This window comes from Streptomyces seoulensis, assembly GCF_022846655.1.
GTDB lineage: Bacteria > Actinomycetota > Actinomycetes > Streptomycetales > Streptomycetaceae > Streptomyces.
The window spans coordinates 1,421,245-1,438,418 of sequence record NZ_AP025667.1 but is presented as its reverse complement, the minus strand read 5'-3'; the positions used below and the strand labels follow the sequence as shown (position 1 = coordinate 1,438,418).

General features: G+C 72.8%; 17 protein-coding genes. 10 read left to right on the top strand and 7 right to left on the bottom strand.

The annotated features are described in order from the left end of the window. Positions 1–26 precede the first annotated feature (26 nt). From panB to HEK131_RS06625, 3 genes are all read left to right on the top strand, one after another. Positions 27–890, top strand: coding sequence for a 3-methyl-2-oxobutanoate hydroxymethyltransferase (gene panB, locus HEK131_RS06635; RefSeq protein WP_244334037.1), 864 nt, complete (start codon positions 27–29; stop codon positions 888–890). 122 nt (positions 891–1,012) lie between these two features. Further along, the gene (locus tag HEK131_RS06630) at positions 1,013–2,038 is read left to right on the top strand and encodes an ATP-binding cassette domain-containing protein (protein WP_244334035.1); all 1,026 of its coding nucleotides are present in this window, start codon (positions 1,013–1,015) and stop codon (positions 2,036–2,038) included. Next, on the top strand, positions 2,035–2,859 hold the full coding sequence (locus HEK131_RS06625) for an ABC transporter permease (protein WP_244334033.1): 825 nt from the start codon (positions 2,035–2,037) through the stop codon (positions 2,857–2,859). Before HEK131_RS06630 ends, HEK131_RS06625 begins: the two co-directional genes overlap by 4 nt. Positions 2,860–2,873: 14 nt before the next feature. On the opposite strand, the gene HEK131_RS06620 is transcribed toward HEK131_RS06625, so the two are convergent. Next, positions 2,874–6,167 (bottom strand): BTAD domain-containing putative transcriptional regulator, encoded by a 3,294-nt coding sequence (locus tag HEK131_RS06620; protein WP_244334031.1) that lies wholly within the window; start codon positions 6,165–6,167, stop codon positions 2,874–2,876. A gap of 160 nt (positions 6,168–6,327) precedes the next feature. On the opposite strand from HEK131_RS06620, the gene HEK131_RS06615 reads away from it, so the two are divergent. After that, positions 6,328–7,128: a site-2 protease family protein gene (locus HEK131_RS06615; RefSeq protein ID WP_217460510.1), complete on the top strand. Its 801-nt coding sequence runs from the start codon at positions 6,328–6,330 to the stop codon at positions 7,126–7,128. Here the strand turns inward: HEK131_RS06615 and HEK131_RS06610 are convergent. Both HEK131_RS06610 and npdG read right to left on the bottom strand, forming a co-directional pair. Continuing rightward, positions 7,118–7,312, bottom strand: a complete 195-nt coding sequence (locus tag HEK131_RS06610; RefSeq protein ID WP_217460511.1) for a hypothetical protein — start codon at positions 7,310–7,312, stop codon at positions 7,118–7,120. The two genes, HEK131_RS06615 and HEK131_RS06610, sit on opposite strands and share 11 nt — an antisense overlap. 75 nt (positions 7,313–7,387) lie before the next feature. Continuing rightward, positions 7,388–8,113 carry an NADPH-dependent F420 reductase gene (npdG, locus tag HEK131_RS06605; protein WP_217460512.1) on the bottom strand — a complete coding sequence of 242 codons (726 nt, stop codon included), beginning with the start codon at positions 8,111–8,113 and terminating at the stop codon, positions 7,388–7,390. A 127-nt stretch (positions 8,114–8,240) separates the two neighbouring features. Here npdG and HEK131_RS06600 point away from each other — a divergent pair, with 127 nt between their 5' ends. Further along, a complete protein-coding gene (locus tag HEK131_RS06600) occupies positions 8,241–8,837 on the top strand; it encodes a hypothetical protein (RefSeq protein WP_217460513.1) in 597 nt (198 codons plus the stop codon). Positions 8,838–8,897: 60 nt separating this feature from the next. On the opposite strand, the gene HEK131_RS06595 is transcribed toward HEK131_RS06600, so the two are convergent. Then, on the bottom strand, positions 8,898–9,128 hold the full coding sequence (locus HEK131_RS06595) for a hypothetical protein (RefSeq protein ID WP_217460514.1): 231 nt from the start codon (positions 9,126–9,128) through the stop codon (positions 8,898–8,900). A 58-nt stretch (positions 9,129–9,186) separates the two neighbouring features. Between HEK131_RS06595 and map the strand changes: the two genes are divergently transcribed. Continuing rightward, on the top strand, positions 9,187–10,044 hold the full coding sequence (gene map, locus HEK131_RS06590; RefSeq protein WP_217460515.1) for a type I methionyl aminopeptidase: 858 nt from the start codon (positions 9,187–9,189) through the stop codon (positions 10,042–10,044). An 8-nt stretch (positions 10,045–10,052) separates the two neighbouring features. Here map and HEK131_RS06585 read toward each other — a convergent pair whose 3' ends face one another. Beyond that, positions 10,053–10,697, bottom strand: a complete 645-nt coding sequence (locus HEK131_RS06585; RefSeq protein ID WP_244334029.1) for a PhzF family phenazine biosynthesis protein — start codon at positions 10,695–10,697, stop codon at positions 10,053–10,055. A 214-nt stretch (positions 10,698–10,911) separates the two neighbouring features. Here HEK131_RS06585 and efeO point away from each other — a divergent pair, with 214 nt between their 5' ends. The 4 genes from efeO (at position 10,912) to HEK131_RS06565 (ending at position 15,232) form a co-directional block, all read left to right on the top strand. Beyond that, positions 10,912–12,048, top strand: a complete 1,137-nt coding sequence (gene efeO, locus HEK131_RS06580) for an iron uptake system protein EfeO (protein WP_217460517.1) — start codon at positions 10,912–10,914, stop codon at positions 12,046–12,048. A 17-nt stretch (positions 12,049–12,065) separates the two neighbouring features. Beyond that, positions 12,066–13,319 carry an iron uptake transporter deferrochelatase/peroxidase subunit gene (efeB, locus tag HEK131_RS06575; RefSeq protein WP_244334027.1) on the top strand — a complete coding sequence of 418 codons (1,254 nt, stop codon included), beginning with the start codon at positions 12,066–12,068 and terminating at the stop codon, positions 13,317–13,319. A 3-nt stretch (positions 13,320–13,322) separates the two neighbouring features. Next, the gene (efeU, locus tag HEK131_RS06570; protein WP_217460519.1) at positions 13,323–14,165 is read left to right on the top strand and encodes an iron uptake transporter permease EfeU; all 843 of its coding nucleotides are present in this window, start codon (positions 13,323–13,325) and stop codon (positions 14,163–14,165) included. Positions 14,166–14,239: 74 nt separating this feature from the next. After that, the gene (locus HEK131_RS06565) at positions 14,240–15,232 is read left to right on the top strand and encodes a hypothetical protein (protein ID WP_244334025.1); all 993 of its coding nucleotides are present in this window, start codon (positions 14,240–14,242) and stop codon (positions 15,230–15,232) included. A 17-nt stretch (positions 15,233–15,249) separates the two neighbouring features. On the opposite strand, the gene HEK131_RS06560 is transcribed toward HEK131_RS06565, so the two are convergent. Together HEK131_RS06560 and HEK131_RS06555 are read right to left on the bottom strand one after the other, a co-directional pair. Beyond that, a complete protein-coding gene (locus HEK131_RS06560; protein ID WP_244334023.1) occupies positions 15,250–15,993 on the bottom strand; it encodes a bifunctional DNA primase/polymerase in 744 nt (247 codons plus the stop codon). A 165-nt stretch (positions 15,994–16,158) separates the two neighbouring features. Next, complete coding sequence (locus HEK131_RS06555) at positions 16,159–17,151, bottom strand: small ribosomal subunit Rsm22 family protein (protein ID WP_217460522.1); 993 nt, start codon at positions 17,149–17,151, stop codon at positions 16,159–16,161. Positions 17,152–17,174 lie beyond the last annotated feature (23 nt).

Sequence of the window (17,174 nt, the reverse complement as noted above, 5' to 3'; positions counted from 1 at the left end):
CGAGATGAACTGAAGGAGCCGTTGCCATGACGCAGCTCTCGGCTGCCCAGACGAAGCCCTCCGACGGCAAGACGCTGTACGGAGGAAAGGGCACCCGCCGCATCACGGTCCGCGACATCGCACTCGCCAAGGAGCGGGGCGAGAAGTGGCCCATGCTCACCGCCTACGACGCGATGACCGCGTCCGTCTTCGACGAGTCGGGCATCCCCGTCCTCCTCGTGGGCGACTCGGCGGGCAACTGCCATCTCGGCTACGAGACGACCGTGCCCGTCACCCTCGACGAGATGACCATGCTCTCCGCCGCCGTGGTACGCGGCACCAGCCGCGCCCTCATCGTCGGCGACCTCCCCTTCGGCTCCTACCAGGAGGGTCCGGTGCAGGCGCTGCGCTCGGCGACCCGGCTGGTCAAGGAGGCCGGGGTGAGCGCCGTGAAGCTGGAGGGCGGCGAACGCTCGCACGAGCAGATCAGGCTGCTGGTGGAGTCCGGCATCCCGGTGATGGCCCACATCGGCCTCACCCCGCAGTCCGTCAACGCCATGGGCTACCGGGTCCAGGGGCGCGGCGAGGAGGCGGCCCAGCAGCTCCTCCGTGACGCGAAGGCGGTGCAGGACGCGGGTGCCTTCGCCGTCGTGCTGGAGCTGGTCCCGGCGGAGCTGGCGGCCGAGGTCACGCGGGTGCTGCACATCCCGACGGTCGGCATCGGCGCCGGTCCGGACACCGACGCGCAGGTCCTGGTCTGGACCGACATGCTGGGCCTGACCTCGGGCCGGGTCCCGAAGTTCGTCAAGAAGTACGCGGCGCTGCGCGAGGTCATGGGCGACGCGGCGAAGTCCTTCGCGGAGGAGGTCGTCGGCGGAACGTTCCCGCTCGACGAGCACTCCGTCCACTAGCCACTGCGGCACCACCACGGGCAGCCCGCCGACCTTCCCCCTGTCGGCGGGCTGCCCCGCTGTCGGGGCCCTGTAGGCGGCCTGTCGGTGCTTTGTCGGTGGCGGCTGGCATTGTCTGGGGCATGACGCGAATCGAAGACAACCCCGGCGGCGGCCGTTCCGCCGTGTCCGTGCGGGGGATGGTCAAGCACTACGGCGAGACCAAGGCACTGGACGGGGTCGACCTTGAGGTCCGGGAGGGGACCGTGATGGGGGTGCTCGGGCCGAACGGCGCCGGGAAGACCACACTCGTCCGCATCCTGTCGACCCTGATCACCCCGGACGCCGGCGAGGCCCTCGTGGCCGGGTACGACGTCGTGCGCCAGCCCCGGCAACTGCGCCGGGTGATCGGGCTGACCGGGCAGTACGCCTCGGTGGACGAGAAGCTGCCCGGCTGGGAGAACCTGTACATGATCGGCCGACTGCTGGACCTGTCCCGCAAGGACGCCCGCCTCCGCGCCGACGAACTGCTGGAGCGCTTCTCCCTCACCGAGGCCGCCAAGCGCCCCGCCTCCACCTACTCCGGCGGCATGCGGCGGCGCCTGGACCTGGCCGCCTCCATGATCGGCCGCCCGCAGGTGCTGTTCCTGGACGAGCCCACGACGGGCCTCGACCCCCGTACCCGCAACGAGGTGTGGGACGAGGTGAAGGCGATGGTCGGCGACGGCGTGACCGTGCTGCTCACCACCCAGTACATGGAGGAGGCCGAGCAGCTCGCCTCCGAGCTGACCGTGGTGGACCGGGGCAAGGTCATCGCGGGCGGCCGCATCGAGGAGCTGAAGGCCAAGGTCGGCGGCCGCACCCTGCGCGTGCGCCCGGTGGACCCGCTCCAACTGGAGCCGCTCGCCGCCACGCTGGACGAGCTGGGCATCACCGGCCTGGCCACCACCACCGTGGACCGCCAGACCGGCACCCTGCTGGTGCCGATCCTCAGCGACGAGCAGTTGACCGCGGTCGTCGGCGCGGTCACCGCGCGCGGCATCACCATCTCCTCCATCGTCACCGAACTCCCCAGCCTGGACGAGGTGTTCCTCTCGCTCACCGGCCACCGCGCCAGTGCCCCGCAGGACGCCACGCCCGCCGAATCCCGCGAAGAGGTCGCCGTATGAGCGCCGCCACCACGACCGCCCCGCTCGCTCCCGCGGCGGACTCCCGCATCACCCTGCGCGGACACCTGCGGCACACCGGCGCGCTCGTCCGCCGCAACCTGCTGTGGATCAAGCAGGACCCGGAGTCGATGTTCGACGCGCTGCTGATGCCGATCGTCTTCACCCTGCTGTTCGTGTTCGTCTTCGGCGGCTCCATCGGCCAGGCGCTCGGCGGCGGTCAGGACCAGTACGTGCAGTACGTCATCCCCGGCATGCTGGCGATGATGAGCATGACGATGTCGCAGGGCGTCGGCACCGGCTTCAGCCAGGACTTCAACAGCGGTGTCATGGACCGGTTCCGCTCGCTGCCGATCGGCCGCGGCTCGGTGCTGTTCGCCAAGCTCGCGGTGGAGCTGGGCCGGATGCTGTTCGCCACGACCGTGCTGATGATCGTCGCCGTACTGGTCGGCTTCGACATCGATAACTGGCCGGGCCTGTTCGCCACCGTGGGCCTGTCCACGCTCTTCGCGTCCTCGATCATGTGGGTCTTCCTCACCCTGGGCGTGGTGATGAAGAGCGCGCAGTCCGTGCAGGCGATGGGCTTCCTGGTGCTGTTCCCGCTCCAGTTCGGCTCGTCCATCTTCGCGCCGACCAAGTCGATGCCCGGCTGGCTCCAGGCGTTCACCGACTACAACCCGCTGTCCACGCTCGCGGACGCGGCGCGCGGTCTGATGGTGGGCGGTCCCGTGGCCCACGACCTGTGGGTGACGGTCGCCTGGTCGGTGGCGATCACCGCGGTGATGGCGCCGGTCGCCATCCACAAGTTCCGCACCAAGACCTGAGTTCCGGCCGGATCTCACACCAGGGCGGTGGCCTCCGCGAGGGAGAGGCCACCGCCCTCGGCGTACGCGGCGTCGAACGCCGCCTCGCCGAGCACTTCACGGATACGGGCCTCGGTGCGGTCGTAGGCGTGCTGCTCCACCCGTGGGCGCAGATGCCCTTCCGGCATCAGGGCCACGGAGGCGCCCAGGCAGCGGGCGGCGTCCGCGGCACGGGCACCGTCGTCGGCGAGGACGAGGGTCAGCGCCGCGACGGTGAGACAGACGGTCGGCATCTGCGGGACGACGATGTCGCACAGCGGGTCACCGGCCAGCCCGAGCGCCCGGCGGACCGAGTTCAGCGAGCGTTCCGCGTGCCCTTCCTCGGCGTCCAGCCAGGCTTCCTGGGCGAGGATCATGGCGTCGAAGACGACGAACCGGGCGAGGACGAACTCCTCCCGCAGCAGCTCCAGTTGCACCCGGGCCTCCCCGGTCCTGCCGGTCACGAGGAGCCAGGACGCCAGATGCAGCCGGGCCACCGGCATCGCCTCGCTGTGCCGGCCGTCCAGCTCCTGGACGACCTCGCGCAGCAGCCGTTCGCCGCGCTCCTCCTCCCCCGCCTCCATCAGCACGTTGCCGAGGCGGGCGCCGAGGACGGCCATCTGGGCGCGAGCGCCGAGGTGTTCGGCGTGCGCCATGGCGCCTTCGTAATCGGCGGCGGCCTCGCGGCTCATCCCCTTGCGCTCATGGGCCTCGCCGCGCGCGGACAGCGCCTCGGCCAGACCCCACTCGTCACCGAGGCGCTGGTAGATCTCCAGCGCCTCGTCGGCGTCGCGGGCGGCGTCGCCCGCCCAGGTGGCGCGGTTGGCGAGCAGGTTGGCACGGGTCTGGAGGGCGCCCGCCAGCTCCCATTCGTAGCCGGGGGTCTCCCGGCAGGTGCGCACGGTGGCGTCGGTGATCGCGGGCAGCCGCTCGACGCCGTTGGCGAGCATCTCCGCGAACCACCACAGCATGCCGGGCGAGCGGCAGGTCTGCGGCAGGCCGGGCCGGTAGACCTCGGTGATGACGGTCAGCTTGTCCCGTGCCTCGGGGCTCTGCCATGCCTCCAGGTCGGTGTCCATGCAGGCGAGGTGGGCCAGGTGCAGCCCGCGCCGGGCCTCGGCGAGGAGTTCGCCGGTCAGCGGGGGCGGAGTGTCGGTGCAGCGCTCCCACACCGGCTCGGCCCGCCGGACCGGGTCCGTGAACGGGTCGGGTCCGAGCGCCATGACCTCCTCGCACCACGCCCGTACCTCCAGGCGCTGGTCCCGCATCTGCCAGTACCAGATCAGGGACAGCACCATGCACAGTCCCTCCTGCTCGTCGCGCAGGTCGACGGCGTGCCGCAGCGCGGTGCGCAGGTTCTCGTACTCCATCTGGACACGGTCGATGGCCTCGCGCTGCCGGGGTCCGCGCAGCAACGGGTCGGTGGTGCGGGCGAGTTCGCGGTAGTAGGTGAGGTGGGCGCGCTCGGCGGCGGCACGCTCGCCGCTCTCGTCCAGCCGCTCGGTGGCGTACTCGGCGACGGTCTCCAGCAGCCGGTAGCGCATCCCGGCGCCGGCCGAAGGGGCGGCCACCACCAGGGACTTGTCGACCAGGGAACCGAGCGCGTCCAGCGCGACGGGGCCGCAGACGGCCTCGGCGGCGGCCAGGTCGCAGCCGCCGGCGAACACCGACAGCTTTCCCAGCACGTCCCGTTCGTCGGCGTCCAGCAGGTCCCAGGACCAGTCGACCACGGCGCGCAGGGTCTGCTGGCGGGGCAGCACGGTGCGGCTGCCGGAGGTGAGCAGCCGGAAGCGGTCGTCCAGCCGGTCCGCGATCTGACGTGGTGTCAGCATGCGCAGCCGGGCGGCCGCCAGCTCGATGGCCAGGGGCAGGCCGTCGAGGCGGTGGCAGATCTCGGCGCACGCCTCCGGGTCGTCCGCCACGAAGAAGCCGGGGCGGGCGGCCGCGCCACGGTGGCCGAGCAGCCGCAGCGCGACCGGCTCGGGGAGCGGCTCGACGGGTCTGAGCAACTCCCCCGGTACGCCCAGGGGTTCGCGGCTGGTGGCGAGGACGGTGAGGTGCGGACAGTCGGCCAGCAGGCGCTCGGCGAGGCGGGCGGCGGCGTCCACGACGTGCTCGCAGTTGTCGAGGATGATCAGCATCCGGCGCCGCCCGCAGTGCTCCACCAGCCGCTCCACGGGGTCGCCCCAGCGGTCGGAGACGGCGCGCACCCCTTCGACGCCCGCGCCGTGCAGCACGGTCTCGCGGGCGCCGATCGCGGTGAGCACGGCCTGCGGTACGGCGTCGGGGTCGTCCACGGGGGCGAGTTCGGCGAGCCACGCCCCGTCGGGGGCGGTGTCCCGGACCGCCTCGGCGGCCTCCATCGAGAGCCGGGTCTTGCCCGCGCCGCCGGGGCCCAGCAGGGTGACCAGCCGGGAGGCGGAGAGGTCGGCGCCGATGGCATCGATGTCGGACTCCCGGCCGACGAAGGAGGTCAGCCGGGCGGGCAGGTTGCCCGGCGCGGGCCGGTGCGCGGCCGGGGTGGGCGGGGTGGGCGGGGCGGCCGGTGCCGGGTCGGGCCCGGTCCCGGCCAGCAGCTCGGCGTGCAGGGCGCGCAGTTCCGCGCCGGGGTCGGAGCCCAGCCGGTCGGCGAGGAGCCGCCGCACCTCCTCGTAGGCGGCCAGTGCCCGGGCGGTGCGGCCGGTGTCGCGCAGGGCGCGCAGCCGCAGGGCCTGCAGGGGTTCGTCCAGGGGGTGCTCGTCGCACAGGGCGGCCAGCTCCGGCAGGGACGGCTCGGCCTGGCCGAGGGCGAGGGCGGCGGTGTGCCGGGCGCGCAGCGCGTCCAGGCGGCGGGTCTCCCAGCGGGCCGCGTCGGCGGTGCGGTCGGGCAGGTCGGCGAGGACGGGCCCGCGCCACAGGGCGAGGGCGTCGTCCAGGAGGACGGCGGCCTTGGCCGGGTCGGCGTCGGCGAGGGCGGTGAGGCCGTCGCCGGTGAGCCGGTCGAAGCGGGTGAGGTCCACGTCGTCGGGGGCGGCGGTGAGCCGGTAGCCGCCGTCTGCGGAGGCGACGGCGGAGGCCCCGAGGGCGCGCCGCAGCCGGCCGACCAGGGCCTGGAGGGCGCCCGGCGCGTCGGCGGGCGGGTCGGCGCCCCACACCTCGTCGACCAGCACGCCGGCCGGTACGGTCCGTCCCGCGCGCAGCGCGAGCACGGTCAGCAGCGCACGCAGCCGTGCCCCGCCGACGGGGACGGCGGTGCCGTCCGGACGGAGAGCCTGGGTGGTGCCGAGTAGCCGATAGCGCACGGGGTCCATTGTCCCTGGGGACGCACCGGCGGCGCCTCCGGGTTTCCGGCCCGCGCGGGCGAGTACGGCGGGCGGCCCGGAACCTCCGGCCGGTACCGGGACGTTCCCCGCACATCACCGGTACGGTCGACCCTCAGCACCCCAGGCACACAGAGCAGTCAGGAGCCCCATGACCACCGCCCTCTCCCGTACCGGCGACCGCCGGATCAGTCCCGTGTTCGCCGGAATCGTGGCCGTCACGGCGGTCACCGGGTGGGCGACCTGGACCGGATTCGCCGCGCAGCCGGGACTCGCGGTGTTCCTGTTCGTGACGGCCGCCTGGATCGTCTCGCTGTGCCTGCACGAGTACGCGCACGCGCGCACCGCCCTGCACAGCGGGGACATCTCGATCGGCGCCAAGGGTTATCTGACGCTGAACCCGCTGAAGTACACGCACGCCCTGCTGAGCGTGGTGCTGCCGGTGCTGTTCGTGATCATGGGCGGGATCGGCCTGCCGGGCGGCGCGGTCTTCATCGAGCGGGGCCGGATCAGGGGCCGCTGGCGGCACAGCCTGATCTCGGCGGCCGGGCCGCTGACGAACGTGCTGTTCGCGGCGGTGTGCACGGCGCCGTTCTGGCTGCACGCGCTGGACGGCGTCCCCCGCGACTTCCGGTACGCGCTGGCGTTCCTCGCCCTGCTCCAGGTCACGGCGGCGATCCTGAACTTCCTGCCGGTGCCGGGCCTGGACGGCTACGGGGTGATCGAGCCCTGGCTGTCGAACGGGATCAAGCGGCAGGTGGAGCCGATCGCCCCGTTCGGCCTGCTGATCGTGTTCGCGCTGCTGTGGGTGCCCTCGGTCAACCGGGCGTTCTTCGACGTGATCTACACCCTGCTGAGCGCGCTGGGCGTGGACAGCTTCTTCTCCGACTGCGGGTACTTCCTGTACCGCTTCTGGTCCGAGACGCCGGCCCAGTGCTCCCTCATCCGGTGACGGACCCGGTGCGGGCCTCGGCGGCGGCCCGGCTGCGCCTGATGTAGAAGAAGGTCATGTTGGACGTCAGGCCCGCCAGCAGCACCCACACGATCCCCAGCCAGCTCCCCTGGGCGAAGGACACGACGGCCGCCGCCACGGCGAGCACGCAGGCGGCGAGGGTGACGAGGGCGATGCGGGGCATGGGGTCGGCTCCTGTCGGGGGACACTGCTACGCCGACCAGTGTCCCCCATCCCGTCCGGGAGCCGGTGCCAGGTGTCACACGTCGGTGACGCGGAGCCCGGCGTGCGCCTTGTAGCGGCGGTTGGTGGAGATGAGGTTGGCGACCAGCCCCTCCACCTGGTGGGCGTTGCGCAGCCGCCCGGCGAAGACACCGCGCATGCCGGGGATGCGGCCGGCCAGGGCCTGCACGATGTCGGTGTCGGCCCGCTTGTCACCGAGGACCATCACGTCCGTGTCGATCTCGGTGATCTCCGGGTCCTCCAGCAGGACGGCGGACAGGTGGTGGAAGGCGGCGGTGACGCGGGAGTCCGGGAGCAGTGCCGCGGCCTGCTGGGCGGCGCTGCCCTCCTCGGGGGTGAGCGCGTAGGCGCCCTGCTTGTCGAAGCCGAGCGGGTTGACGCAGTCCACGACGAGCTTGCCCGCCAGGTCCTCGCGGAGCGACTTCAGGGTGTCGGCGTGGCCGTCCCACGGCACGGCGACGATCACGATGTCGCTGCGGCGGGCGGTCTCGGCGTTGTCGGCGCCCTCGATGCCGTGGCCCAGCTCCCCGGCGGCGGCCTGCGCCCGCTCGGCCGACCGCGAGCCGACGATCACCTTCTGCCCGGCCTTGGCGAGCCGCTGGGCGAGGCCCTTGCCCTGCGGGCCGGTGCCGCCGATGACGCCGACGACGAGGCCGGAGACGTCGGGCAGGTCCCAGGGGTCCTTGGCGGGGGCCTTCGCGGGGGCGGTACCGGAGTTCTGTGCGCTGTCGCTGGAGGTCATGGGCCGACTCTACGTCCGCGCGGGCGCCCGTACCCGGCGAGGTGGGCCGCGTCACGCGACACCCGCAGGGGTGAACCGGCAGTGAACTGCGGTGCGGGAGTGAGCGGTTGCGGCAGGATGCGGCCGCATGGACGCCGTACGGGTCGCACTGCTGCGGGAAGTGCTCGCCGGGACCGAGTGGTTGGGAGCGACACGGAGGTTCGCGGGGGTGCTGCGCGGCTCGGTGACGGCGCACGGCGGCGGTCTGCTGCTGGCGGGCACCGAGGCGTACGAGCCCTGGCACCTGGCCGCGCACCTGGTGGACGAGGCGGCCTGGTCCGGCACGCCCGAGCTGGCCCCCACCCTGGTCCGCCACCACGCCCGCCCCGGTGACCCGGCGCATCTGGCGGTGGGCCCCGGCCGGATCGCGGAGGCGCGGCGCGGCGAGACCCTGCTGGTGGTGGCGCCGGAGGAACCGGCCGAGCTGCTGGAGCGGGTGCACACCGCGCGGCGGGCCGGGGTGACGGTGCTGGCGCTCGGGGCGGGCGGTGGCGAACTGGCGGCGATGGCCCACGAGACGCTGGCGGTGCCGGACGGCGCGGAACTGGACCTGGACAGCGTGCAGCACCTGGTGAGCGCGGCGGCCGGGGAGAACGCGGGTCCGCCGAGGGCGCGCCGGGGCTTCAGGGACCGGCTGTCCCGGCTGGCGGAGATCCTGACGGCGCCCCCGGCCGCGCCCTGGTGAGAGAAGCGGAGCCGCCCCCGCGATCTAGGCGGGGGCGGCTCGGGGCGTTTCGGGGAGAGGTCAGTCCTTGTCGGACTCGTCGGCCGGGGTGTCGTGCCAGCGCGGGTCGTTCTCCCAGTCGGCGTTGCGCTCGCGGGCGGTCTCCATCGCGTGGCGCGCCTCGTCCGGGGAGGCGTAGGGACCGAAACGGTCCTTGCCGGGACAGTCGGGGCCCTCCTCGACCTTCTTGTGCTCCAGGCAGTAGTACCACTCGCCCGGCTTGCCCTGGGTGCGCTTCTTGAACACGGACATCAACGGCTCCTCTCGCCACCCACATGTTCCCCCATGCCCGCTGGTTAGACTCGCTGGCATGTCTGGCCAGTCGCTGCTCGTACCAGGGGAGCTCTCCCCCACCCGCCCGGTGCCCGGGAACATCCGCCGCCCGGAGTACGTCGGGAAGCCCGCGCCCACGCCGTACACCGGTCCGGAGGTGCAGACGCCCGAGACCGTCGAGGCGATGCGCACCGCCGGCCGTATCGCCGCGAGGGCGATGGCGGAGGCGGCGAAGATCATCGCCCCCGGTGTCACCACGGACCAGTTGGACAAGGTCGCGCACGACTACATGTGCGACTACGGGGCCTACCCCTCCACGCTGGGGTACCGGGGCTTCCCGAAGTCGCTGTGCACCTCGGTGAACGAGGTCATCTGCCACGGCATCCCGGACTCGACGGTGCTCAGGGACGGCGACATCGTCAACCTGGACGTGACCGCCTACATCGGCGGGGTGCACGGCGACAACAACGCCACCTACCTGGTGGGCGAGGTGGACGAGGAGTCGCGGCTGCTGGTGGAGCGGACGCGGGAGGCGCTGGAGCGGGCGATCAAGGCGGTCAGGCCCGGCCGCCAGATCAACATCATCGGCCGGGTCATCGAGTCCTACGCCAAGCGCTTCGGCTACGGCGTCGTGCGGGACTTCACCGGGCACGGCATCAACTCGTCGTTCCACTCCGGGCTGATCGTCCCGCACTACGACTCCCCGCACGCCACCACGGTCATCCAGCCCGGCATGACCTTCACCATCGAGCCGATGCTGACCCTCGGCACCCACGAGTACGACATGTGGGACGACGGCTGGACCGTGGTGACCAAGGACCGCAAGCGCACGGCCCAGTTCGAGCACACGCTCGTGGTGACGGACACCGGGGCGGACGTCCTCACCCTTCCGTAGGGGTCCGCTCAGCGCTCCAGCACGACCCGGCCGCCGACCTCCACCCAGCCGTGCGGCTGGGGGGCGGTGAGGATCTGGGAGCCCTTGCCCTGGGTGATGTTGAGGGCGCGGCCGAGCAGGTCGGTGAGCAGCAGCGCTGCCGCGCCGGTCGCCTCGTCCTCGTCGATGCCGTCGTCCCGGCCGGGGAAGGCGCGGGCGCGCACCCGGCCGGCCGCCTCGTCCTCCCAGGCCCAGGCGTAGATCCACTCACCGGGCGGCGGCACCTCCAGCGCGTCCACCTCGGCGGCGGTGGCGTACCGGCGCAGGGTGCGCGGCGGGGCCCACTCGGCGCGGGCCTCGATCCAGGTGAACTCGCCGTCCAGCCGGGTGCCCACCTCCCCGGCCGGGGTGACCAGTTCGGGCACGTCGAGCAGCCAGGCGGTGCCGACGCAGGGGTGGCCGGCGAAGGGGAGCCGGGAGGCCGGGGTGTAGATGTCGATCACCCCGCGCTCGGGGTCGTCCACGAACACGGTCTCGCTGAAGCCCAGTTTGGCGGCGAGCGCCTGCCGGTCGTCCCGCTCGGGCACGGTCGAGCCGTTGCGGACGACGCCCAGCTCGTTTCCGTAGCCGCCCGAGGGGCCGCAGAAGACACGGAGTACGTCGTAGTCAGTCACCGGTGCATTGAAGCATCGCGGCCGCTTGGGGTGCTCTTTGCCGTTCGTTGGCATCGCCTTGGGGGCGTCGACATCAAGTCGTGTCTGTGATCTTTTCGTGTGGTTCGAATCCGGTATCGGGCGGAGACGGGCGGACTAAGGCTCGGGTAAGTTAGGCAAGCCTCACCGAACCGAATGGGCGGGTTCGCGCCGCCCTGACCGCCTGGAGCCCGTTATGCGAGCCGTCCGTCCGATTGCGATCGCCGCCACCGCGGCGGCAGCGCTGACCGCCCTGTCGGCCTGCACCGCCAAGAGCGACGCCAAGGACGGCGACGCCATCCAGGTCACCGCCGCCGACAGCAAGTGCGAGACGTCCGCCAAGTCCGTGCCGGCCGGCCAGGTCACCCTGAAGATCGAGAACAAGGGCTCGCGCGCCACCGAGGTCGAGATCGTGTTCCCGGACGACCGGATCGTCTCCGAGAAGGAGAACATCGGGCCGGGCACCAGGTACACGCTGACCGCCGAGGTGAAGGCGGGCTCGTACGAGATCGCCTGCCGCCCCGGCATGAAGGGGCACGGCGTCCGGCAGAAGCTCGACGTGACCGGCTCCGGGAAGACCGCGAAGCGGAACCCGGCGCTGGACGGAGCGGTCGCCGGCTACCGCCAGTACGCCCAGGACCAGGCCGACGAGACGGTCCCGCTGGCCGAGACCTTCGCCAAGGCCGTCCAGGCCGGCGATCTCGCCGCCGCGAAGAAGGCGTACGCGCCCTCCCGCCTCGGCTGGGAGCGCACCGAGCCGGTGGCCGAGTCCTTCGGCGACATCGACCCCCTGGTCGACACCCGCGCCGACGGCCTGGAGGACGGCCAGAAGTGGACCGGCTGGCACCGGCTGGAGAAGTCCCTCTGGCAGGACAAGAAGATCGGCGCCGAGGACAAGAAGCTCGCCGCGCAGTTGGTCACCGACCTCAAGGACTGGCAGCGCCGGGTCGGCAAGGCCGAGATCACCCCGACCTCGATGGCCAACGGCGCCAAGGAGCTGCTGGACGAGGTCGCCACCGGCAAGGTCACCGGCGAGGAGGACCGCTACTCGCACACCGACCTGGTCGACTTCAAGGGCAACGTCGAGGGCGCGCAGAAGGCGTACGACCTGCTGAAGCCGGTCGCCGCGAAGAACGACCCGGCGCTCACCGGCGAGCTGGACAAGCAGTTCGCGGCGCTCGACAAGCTGCTGGACAAGTACCGTCCGGCGAAGGACTCCTACGACTTCGTCTCCTACGACAAGGTCGGCAAGGACCAGCGCAAGGAACTGTCCGACGCGGTGAACGCCCTGGCCGAGCCGCTGTCCAAGCTCGCGGCCGCGGTCGTCAAGTAGGTACGGGAGCAAGGGCGATGACCGAGAACGAGCGCGGTGGACCCTCGCGGCGCACGCTGATCGGCTGGGGCGGTGCCGGGCTCGCGCTCGGCGCCGCCGCGGCGGGCGGCGGCGTGGCACTGTCCGGCGACCACCTGGGCCTGGCGTCCGCCGACACGGGCGGCGCCGTCGCCTTCCACGGCGCCCATCAGGCGGGCATCGCCACCCCGGTGCAGGACCGGCTGCATTTCGCCGCGTTCGACGTGAAGACCGACGACCGCGCGGAGTTCGTGCGGCTGCTGAAGGACTGGACGGCGGCGGCCCGGCTGATGACCGCCGGGAAGCCGGTCGGCGAGGGCGCCTACGGCGGGCTCGCCGAGGCCCCGCCGGACGACACCGGGGAGGCCCTCGGGCTCAGCCCCTCGCGGCTGACGCTGACGCTCGGCTTCGGGCCCTCGCTCTTCGAGCGGTTCGGCCTGTCCGACCGGCGCCCGGCCGCGCTCGCGGACCTGCCGAAGTTCCCCGGCGACAACCTGGACAGGTCCCGCACCGGGGGCGACCTCTGCGTGCAGGCGTGCGCGGACGATCCGCAGGTGGCCGTGCACGCCATCCGCAATCTGGCCCGCGTCGGCTTCGGCAAGGTCGCGGTGCGCTGGTCCCAGCTCGGGTTCGGCAAGACCTCCTCGACCACGCCCGACGCGCAGACCCCGCGCAACCTGATGGGCTTCAAGGACGGCACCCGCAACATCGCGGGCACCGAGACCGCCCGGCTGGACAAGCACGTCTGGGTGGGCGCCTCCGACGGGGACGCCAAGTCGGCCTGGATGACCGGGGGTTCCTATCTGGTCGCCCGGCGCATCCGGATGAACATCGAGACCTGGGACCGGACCTCGCTCGTGGAGCAGGAGGACGTGTTCGGCCGGGACAAGGGCGAGGGCGCACCGGCCGGCAAGGCGAAGGAGCACGACGAGCCGTTCCTGAAGGCGATGAAGCCGGACGCCCATGTGCGCCTGGCCCACCCCGACTCCAACGGCGGGATCACCATCCTGCGCCGGGGTTACTCCTTCACCGACGGCACGGACGGACTCGGCCGCCTCGACGCGGGCCTGTTCTTCCTGGCCTACCAGCGCGACGTGCGCGAGGGGTTCATCCCGCTCCAGCGCAGGCTGTCGGCGCACGACGCGCTCAACGAGTACATCCAGCACGTGGGTTCGGCGGTCTTCGCGGTCCCGCCCGGTGTCCGTGACTCCGCCGACTGGTGGGGCCGGGCGCTGTTCTCCGAGGAGGCGTAGTCCGTGTTCTCCAACTACCTGATCGGTCTGCGCGAGGGGCTCGAAGCGTCGCTCGTCGTCTGCATCCTGATCGCCTATCTGGTCAAGACCGGCCGCCGGGAGGCGCTGAAGCCGATCTGGACCGGCATCGCCATCGCGGTCGCGCTCGCCCTGGGCTTCGGCTGCGCGCTCGAATTCGGCTCGCAGGAGCTGACGTTCCAGGCGCAGGAGGCGCTGGGCGGCTCGCTGTCCATCGTCGCGGTCTGCCTGGTGACGTGGATGGTCTTCTGGATGCGGCGCACCGCCCGGCATCTGAAGTCGGAGTTGCACGGCCGTCTCGACGCCGCCCTCGCCATGGGTACGGGCGCCCTGGTCGCCACCGCGTTCCTCGCCGTGGGCCGGGAGGGGCTGGAGACCGCGCTGTTCGTGTGGGCGTCGGTGCACGCGGCGAGCGACGGCACCCCGCGTCCGCTGATCGGCGTCGCCCTCGGCATCGCCACGGCCGTGCTGCTGGGCTGGCTGTTCTACCGGGGCGCGCTCCGCATCAACCTGGCGAAGTTCTTCACCTGGACCGGCGGCATGCTGGTCGTGGTCGCGGCGGGCGTGCTGGCGTACGGCGTCCACGACCTCCAGGAGGCGGGCTGGGTGCCGGGCCTGACGGACGTGCCCTTCGACGTCTCCGGCGCGATCCCGCCGGACAGTTGGTACGGGACCCTGCTCAAGGGCGTGTTCAACTTCCAGCCGGACCCGACGGCCGTGCAGATCACGGTCTGGCTGCTGTACCTGGTGCCGGTGCTGACGTTGTTCCTGCTTCCCTCCCGCCTCCCGCGCCGCACGGGCGAGACCGCGCCGAGCGCGGCGAAGTAGGCGCCTCCGGGGGTCCGGCCGTCTTCCCCTCCCGGTAGGGTTCGCCTCCGGGAAGGGGAAGGTGAAGGCGCCTCATGAGCAGGGATCGCAGCGGCCGCGGGCTTCGCGGCCGAAACCGCAGGGCACTCGTAGCGGCCTCGCTGACCGCTTGGACGCTGACGACGAGCGGATGTGTCGTCGTGCACGGCGAGCGCGAGGTGCTGCCCACCGCCACCCGCGCCGAGGCCGCCCGCGCCCTGACGCGGTTCACGGACGCCTACAACAAGGCCGACCGGGCCTACGACAGTTCGCTGGACGCCGGACACGTCACCGGCGCGTTCGGCGCGATCGACTCCGCCCGGCTGAAGGCGGGCCGCGCCAACAACCCCGGCGGCAACGCCCGGCACACTCCGCTGACGCTGACCGACGCGAAGTTCACCATCCCCGAGAAGGCGGGCTGGCCCCGCTGGTTCGTCGCGGACGCCAAGGGCAGCAAGGGCGGCAGCGCCCGCTGGCTGATGGTGTTCCTGCGCGACGGTCTCGGCGAGCCGTGGCGGGCGGCGTACGTGACGCTGGTCGCGCCCGCCGACATACCGAGGTTCCGTCTCGACGAGGACGGCTGGGCCGAGGCGGTGCCCGCCGCCTCCACCGGCGAGGCGGTCGCGCCGGGCGAGCTGAGCGAGCGGTACGCGGCGTATCTGCGCGGCGGCGGGAAGACGTTCGCCGACGGTCCCAGCACCAGCGGCTGGCGCAGGGTCCGCGCGCAGCAGGCGCGCAAGCCGGGGCTGGTGCGGCAGTACGTCGACCAGCCGCTGACCCGCGACGACTTCGCGCCGCTCGCGCTGCGCACCGCGGACGGCGGGGCGCTGGTGTTCTTCACCTCGCACCACTTCGAGAAGCGGACGGCCGCCGCCGGGACCTCGGTGACCGTGCCCAACCGGGATGTGCAGGCGCTGACCAAGGGTGAGGTGAAGCAGTCACTGACGCTGGAGTTCGTCTCCAACCAGGTGGCGCTCGACCCCTCGGGCACGGGGCCGGTGTCGGTGCTGGGACGTGTGCAGGGACTGACCGCCGCGCGGGGCGAGTAGGCCGGACCGCCCCCGGCTCAGCGGCGGGACGGCCAGGCCGTGTCCGCGTGGCTGTCGGTGCCGGTGGCGGCGTGGCGGGCGCCCGCGTCGGTCAGGGCTTCCAGCAGGGTCAGCGGCTCGGGGAGCGGGTGCTCGGGGCCGCGCACCCAGCGCACTCCGCGGCCGGCGTCGCCGGGAAGGCGGGCGGGGGGTACGAGGACGTAGGAGCCCCGGCAGTGCCAGCGCAGGCCGGGGTGCTCGTCCATGGTCTCGGGGTGGCAGTCCAGTTCGCAGGGCCACCACTCGTCCTCGTCCTCGGGGGTGCCCCGGGTGAGGGTGAAGAACAGCATCCGGCCGTCGTCGCTCTCGGCGACCGGGCCGACCTCGACGCCCTCGCCGAGGAGCCGGTCGAGGGCCGCCCGTCCGGCTTCCAGGGGTACGTCCAGGACGTCGTGGGTCATGCCGGTGGCGGTGATGAAGTTGGCCTGCGGCTGGTCGCGGGCCCACCGCTCGATCTGGGCGCGGTCGGTGGTCGACTGGGTCTGCCAGGCGAAGGACACCGGGTGCCGGGCAGGGGTGGGACAGCCGACGCGGTCGCAGGAACAGCCGTAGCCGGGGGCGGGGTACGCGGCGGGCGCCAGGGGCAGCCCGGCCTCGGCGGTGGCGAGCAGCAGCGCCTCACGGCCGCCGTCCTCGGCGGTGTCCTCCTTGGGGCGGCGTCCGCGCAGCCACTGGGAGATCCTGCCCTGCCGGCCGGACCGGCCGCCGAACGTCGCGCTCATCTGTCCCCTCGCCTCGCTGTGGTGCGGACAGCATGCCTCATCGTCCCACCTTCATGCGCTCCGGGGAGCCCGAGCACGGATATGAAGGAACCAGGCGAGACATACCTCACAATGGCCAGGTATGCGCGATTTTGACCTTTCTTTGCCAGGGGTGGGCCGGTGGGGCTACGCGTCCCCGGCCGGCGGCCAGGCGTCACCCCACTCGGCGTCACGGGCCGCCTTGTACAGATCGCCGTGCCGCTTGGTGACGGTCGTCCGGCTCAGCCGGTCGTCCGCCTCGCACAGGTCGAGCAGCACCTGCCCCTTGCGGATCTGCGGGCGCCGGACCACGCGGGCCGGTGCCGGGTCGGCGGGCAGGCGGGTGGCGGCGACATAGCTGAACTTCTCGTCCTCGTACGCCAGTGAGCCGCCCTTGACCTGGCGGTGCAGCGAGGAACGGCTGACCCGCGCGGCGAAGTGGCACCAGTCGGTGCCGGGCACGATCGGGCACGGCGCGCTGTGCGGGCAGGGCGCGGCGACCCGGAACCCGGCCGCGATCAGCCGGTCGCGGGCCTCGATGATCCGCTCGTACCCCGCCGGAGTCCCGGCCTCCACGATCACGACGGACCGCGCGGCGGCCGCCGCCGTGTCGACGAGGGCGGCCCGGTCGGGCGCGGACAGCTCGTTGAGGACGTAGGACACGGTGACCAGATCGGTGGCCGGCAGCTCCAGCGCGGCCCCGATCCGGGCCCGCCGCCACTCGGCACCGCGCAGCACCGGGTGCGCCCCGGCGATCTCCCGGCCGAGCGCGAGCGCGGGCTCGGCCCAGTCCAGCACGGTGACCGGCCGCTCCCCGCCCCAGGTCGCGGCCACGGCCCAGGTGGCGGCGCCCGTCCCGCCCCCGACGTCCACATGACTGCCCGGCACCCACTCGGGCACCGCGTCCGCGAACGCCTCCAGCGCCGAGCACACCGCCTCGAACGTCGCGGGCATCCGGTACGCGGCGTAGGCCGCCACATCGGCCCGGTCCCGCAGGATCGGCGCGTTCGTCGGGGTGTCCCCCCGGTAGTTGGCGATGAGCCGCTCGACAGCGGATGCCGCCTGCCGGGGCGGCAGCCCGTCCAGCACCCCGGCGAGGGTGGAACGGAGGGTGTCGGCGGTGGAGGCAGGGGCGTTCACCGCTCGATTCTCTCAGGTGGGGG

What these genes read in the sequence shown, in the direction of transcription:
- panB (WP_244334037.1), top strand. Translation starts at nt 27, where the DNA reads ATGACGCAGCTCTCGGCTGCCCAGACGAAGCCCTCCGACGGCAAGACG.
- map (WP_217460515.1), top strand. Translation starts at nt 9,187, where the DNA reads ATGTCTGGCCAGTCGCTGCTCGTACCAGGGGAGCTCTCCCCCACCCGC.
- efeO (WP_217460517.1), top strand. Translation starts at nt 10,912, where the DNA reads ATGCGAGCCGTCCGTCCGATTGCGATCGCCGCCACCGCGGCGGCAGCG.
- efeB (WP_244334027.1), top strand. Translation starts at nt 12,066, where the DNA reads ATGACCGAGAACGAGCGCGGTGGACCCTCGCGGCGCACGCTGATCGGC.
- HEK131_RS06615 (WP_217460510.1), top strand. Translation starts at nt 6,328, where the DNA reads ATGACCACCGCCCTCTCCCGTACCGGCGACCGCCGGATCAGTCCCGTG.
- npdG (WP_217460512.1), bottom strand. Translation starts at nt 8,113, where the DNA reads ATGACCTCCAGCGACAGCGCACAGAACTCCGGTACCGCCCCCGCGAAG.
- HEK131_RS06600 (WP_217460513.1), top strand. Translation starts at nt 8,241, where the DNA reads ATGGACGCCGTACGGGTCGCACTGCTGCGGGAAGTGCTCGCCGGGACC.
- HEK131_RS06625 (WP_244334033.1), top strand. Translation starts at nt 2,035, where the DNA reads ATGAGCGCCGCCACCACGACCGCCCCGCTCGCTCCCGCGGCGGACTCC.
- HEK131_RS06595 (WP_217460514.1), bottom strand. Translation starts at nt 9,128, where the DNA reads ATGTCCGTGTTCAAGAAGCGCACCCAGGGCAAGCCGGGCGAGTGGTAC.
- HEK131_RS06620 (WP_244334031.1), bottom strand. Translation starts at nt 6,167, where the DNA reads ATGGACCCCGTGCGCTATCGGCTACTCGGCACCACCCAGGCTCTCCGT.
- HEK131_RS06630 (WP_244334035.1), top strand. Translation starts at nt 1,013, where the DNA reads ATGACGCGAATCGAAGACAACCCCGGCGGCGGCCGTTCCGCCGTGTCC.
- HEK131_RS06565 (WP_244334025.1), top strand. Translation starts at nt 14,240, where the DNA reads ATGAGCAGGGATCGCAGCGGCCGCGGGCTTCGCGGCCGAAACCGCAGG.
- HEK131_RS06560 (WP_244334023.1), bottom strand. Translation starts at nt 15,993, where the DNA reads ATGAGCGCGACGTTCGGCGGCCGGTCCGGCCGGCAGGGCAGGATCTCC.
- HEK131_RS06610 (WP_217460511.1), bottom strand. Translation starts at nt 7,312, where the DNA reads ATGCCCCGCATCGCCCTCGTCACCCTCGCCGCCTGCGTGCTCGCCGTG.